This window comes from Mesorhizobium sp. M7A.F.Ca.CA.004.12.1.1, assembly GCF_003997835.1.
Classification (GTDB): Bacteria; Pseudomonadota; Alphaproteobacteria; order Rhizobiales; family Rhizobiaceae; genus Mesorhizobium.
Window position 1 is genome coordinate 1 of sequence record NZ_RZRK01000667.1, and the last position, 3,457, is coordinate 3,457.

Sequence of the window (3,457 nt, forward strand, 5' to 3'; positions counted from 1 at the left end):
AATATAGACTTGCAAACAATGCCGATGCCTGTCAAGTTAATTCACACGTTAAATGATTGTCCCGAACCGGGAGGCAAATTTGAGTACGGTCGGAAAAGCGATCTCGCTTCTGGAGCTGTTCAGCGTCGACGAGCCCGAGCTCGGCCTGTCCGATCTGGCGCGCCGCTCGGGCTTCGACAAGGCGACGACACGGCGGCTGCTGGTTGCGCTGGCCGGCCATGGTTTTGTCGAGCAGGATATCGGCACGCGGCACTATCGCCTCGGCGCCGGCCTGTCGCGGCTGGCGCGCATCCGCGAAGCGCGCTTTCCTTTCCTGCAGACAGCTGTTCCGCTGGTGCGGGACCTGGCAGCATCGACGGCCGAGACCGTGCATTTGTCGGAATTCGGCGTCGACAGGCTGGTCACCGTCCATGTCGAGCATCCGGCATGGGCGAACCGGGTCAACATCGACATCGGTCAGTTGTTGCCCCTGCATTCGACCGCGTCGGGCATCGCCTATTTGGCCTTCGCCCGCGACGAGACCGTCAAGGCGTGCCTGACGGGTTCCCTCGACGCTTTCACGGCCCATACGCTGATCGAGCCGGCCGCCATCTCAAGATGCATGAGCGAGGCGCGCGAGCGCGGCTATTCGATCTGCGACCAGGGCTATGAGGAAGGTGTGATCAGCGTCGCGGCGGCAATCCGCGGGGCGGATGGCTTTGCGCTCGGCACCATCGCGGTGGCGGCGCCAAAGGCCAGAACGACGGCAGCCGCGATCACGGAGCGGGGACTTGCCGTGAGGGAGGCGGCACGGGAGATTTCCATGCGCCTCAACGGCGAAAACCTGCAAATCTTGAGGAGGCAGGCCTGATGCCCTCGGAGACAGCGCCCCGCATCCTGGTCATCGGCACGGGCGACACAAAGGCCGAAGAGCTGCTGTTCATGAAACAGTGCATCGAGCAGTCAGGCGGCAGCGCCGTGATGATGGATGTCAGCGTGCTGGGCGACCCGCCCTACAGCCCGGACCACGACAAGCATGCCGTGGCCCGGGCCGTGGATGTGACGATCGCCGAGATCGTCTCGAGCGGTGATGAGAACACCGCCATGACGCTGATGGCCGGCGGCGCGGTGCAGCTGGTGCGCAAGCTCCATCAAAACGGCGAGATCGACGCTTTCATCGCCATCGGCGGTTCGATGGGGACAGATCTGGCGCTCGACGTGGCGCTTTGCCTGCCGCTCGGTGTGCCGAAATTCGTCGTCTCGACCATCGCCTATTCGCATCTCATCCCGCCCGAGCGCGTCGCGCCCGACCTGATGATGATCCTCTGGGCCGGCGGGCTGTACGGCCTCAACTCGATCTGCAGGCTGGTCCTGTCACAGGCCTGTGGTGCGGTCGTCGGCGCGGCCAGGATTGTGCTGGAGGCCCGCATGTCGGCTCCAGCAATCGGCCCGACCATCGGCATGACCTCGCTCGGCAGCAGCTGCCTGCGCTACATGAAGACGCTGAAGCCGGCGCTGGAACAGCGCGGCTATGACGTTGCCGTCTTCCACACCACCGGAATGGGCGGCCGCGCCTTCGAATCGATTGCCGGTCAGGACCATTTTTGCGCGGTGTTCGACTTCAGCCTGCAGGAAATTACCAATCATCTCGCGGGCTCCGTCGTCAGTTCCGGCACCGACCGGCTGGAGAATGCCGGCGCTCGCGGCACTCCGCAGATCGCCGCACCCGGGGCGGTCGACATGGTCGATCTGCCGACCTGGCAGGATTTGCCGGCTAAATTCTCGACGCGGCCCTTTCATGCCCACAACAGGCTGATCGCGTCGATCACCGTCGATGCCGACGATCGTCGGCAGGTCGCCAGGACCATCGCCGCCAAGCTCGGCGCCGCGAAAGGCCGCTCCGCCTTCATCCTGCCTACCGGCGGCATCCAGGAATGGGACGTGCAGGGCGAGCCGCTCTATGAACCCGAGGCTCTCGCGGCCTTCGCAGATGAAATGCGCAGGGCTATTCCCGCCGGGGTCGAGTTCCACGAGATCGACGCTCACATCAACAGCGACGACTTCGTCGGCAAGGCGCTCGAGATATTCGACCGCTGGGTCGAGGAAGGCATCGTCCCGCGCGGCAAGCCGGCCAAGGGAGTGGCAGCGTGAGCGCTGTTCCCGCCCAGGCGCTTGTCCTTGATTTCGGCGGCGTCGTCACCCGGACGCTGTTCGAGACGCATGCCTTGACCGAACAGGCGCTCGGCCTTGCGCCGGGAACGCTGCAATGGCGCGGGCCGTTCGATCCGGACAGCGATCCGCTGTGGCGCGCGATGCAGGCCGACGAGATCAGCGAGCGCGACTACTGGCGCTCCCGCACCAGTGAGGTCGGTCGGCTGGTCGGCGAGGACTGGCAGGCGATGGAGACCTTCGTCCAACGAGCGCGCGGCGCCGAGCCGGAAAAGGTGGTGCGGCCCGAGGCCGACAGCGCCATTCGCACGGTGCATGCGGCGGGTTTTCGGCTGGCGATCCTGTCAAACGAACTCGACCTGTTCTACGGCGCCGATTTCCGCCGGCGGCTGCCGTTGCTCGGCCTGTTCGACCTCATCGTCGACGCCACCTATACCGGCATCCTCAAGCCCGATCCACGCGCCTATGCCTTGGTCACCGAGGCGCTCGGCCTGCCTGCCGGCGCTTGCGTCTTCGTCGACGACCAGCAGCGCAATGTCGATGGCGGCTCTGCTGCCGGCATGCGCACGGTCCATTTCGACGTCGCTCGCCCGGCTCATTCCTATGCCGAGGCCCTCGGTCATTTCGGCCTCGTCCCAGTTGCCTGAGATTTTTTTGCGGAGTCCTCTATGCGCGACATCAATTTTCTCACCGAAACCAACGCCAAGCCGATCTGGCACCCGATGGCGCATCCGGCCGAGACGCGGGCCAACCCGCCAAAGGTGATCATGAAAGGCGAGGGTGTGATGGTCACCGACATCGCCGGCAACACCGTGCTCGACGCCGTCGGCGGCCTGTGGAACGTCAATCTCGGCTACAGCTGCGACCCGATCAAGCAGGCGATCGCCGACCAGCTTTCGGCGCTGCCCTATTATTCCGGCTTTCGCGGCACCTCGACCGGGCCGTCGATAGAACTCGCCTACGAACTCTGCGAATGGTTCGAGCCAGAAGGCATGGTGCGGACCTTCTTCACCTCGGGCGGCTCGGATTCAGTAGAAACGGCACTTCGGCTGGCCAGGCAATACTGGAAGATCCGCGGCCAGGCCGACCGGACAAAATTCCTCGCCCTGAAGAAGGGCTATCACGGCACGCATTTCGGCGGCGCGTCGGTTAACGGCAACGCCAATTTCCGTCGCAACTACGAGCCTCTGCTGCCCGGCGTCTTCCACATTCCCGCGCCCTGGACCTTCCGCAACCCGTTCGATGAGACCAACCCAGCGCGGCTGGCGAAACTGTGCGCCAAGGCGCTGGAGGACGAAATCGCCTTCCA

At 64.6% G+C, this 3,457-nt stretch carries 4 protein-coding genes; all 4 read left to right on the forward strand.

Annotation, left to right across the window (positions count from 1 at the left end; all coding sequences use genetic code 11):
• Positions 1–79: 79 nt before the first annotated feature.
• Positions 80–850, forward strand: a complete 771-nt coding sequence (locus EN984_RS27295; protein ID WP_127266749.1) for an IclR family transcriptional regulator — start codon at positions 80–82, stop codon at positions 848–850.
• On the forward strand, positions 850–2,130 hold the full coding sequence (locus EN984_RS27300) for a Tm-1-like ATP-binding domain-containing protein (protein WP_127266750.1): 1,281 nt from the start codon (positions 850–852) through the stop codon (positions 2,128–2,130). Before EN984_RS27295 ends, EN984_RS27300 begins: the two co-directional genes overlap by 1 nt.
• On the forward strand, positions 2,127–2,795 hold the full coding sequence (locus EN984_RS27305; RefSeq protein ID WP_127266751.1) for an HAD-IA family hydrolase: 669 nt from the start codon (positions 2,127–2,129) through the stop codon (positions 2,793–2,795). The genes EN984_RS27300 and EN984_RS27305 overlap by 4 nt, the downstream gene beginning before the upstream one ends.
• 21 nt (positions 2,796–2,816) lie before the next feature.
• Positions 2,817–3,457: aminotransferase class III-fold pyridoxal phosphate-dependent enzyme (locus EN984_RS27310; protein WP_127384089.1), on the forward strand; the 641-nt coding region annotated here is incomplete at its 3' end.

Bases quoted from the DNA above. Each gene is read 5' to 3' on its own strand.
- EN984_RS27300 (WP_127266750.1), top strand. From the start codon at position 850: ATGCCCTCGGAGACAGCGCCCCGCATCCTGGTCATCGGCACGGGCGAC.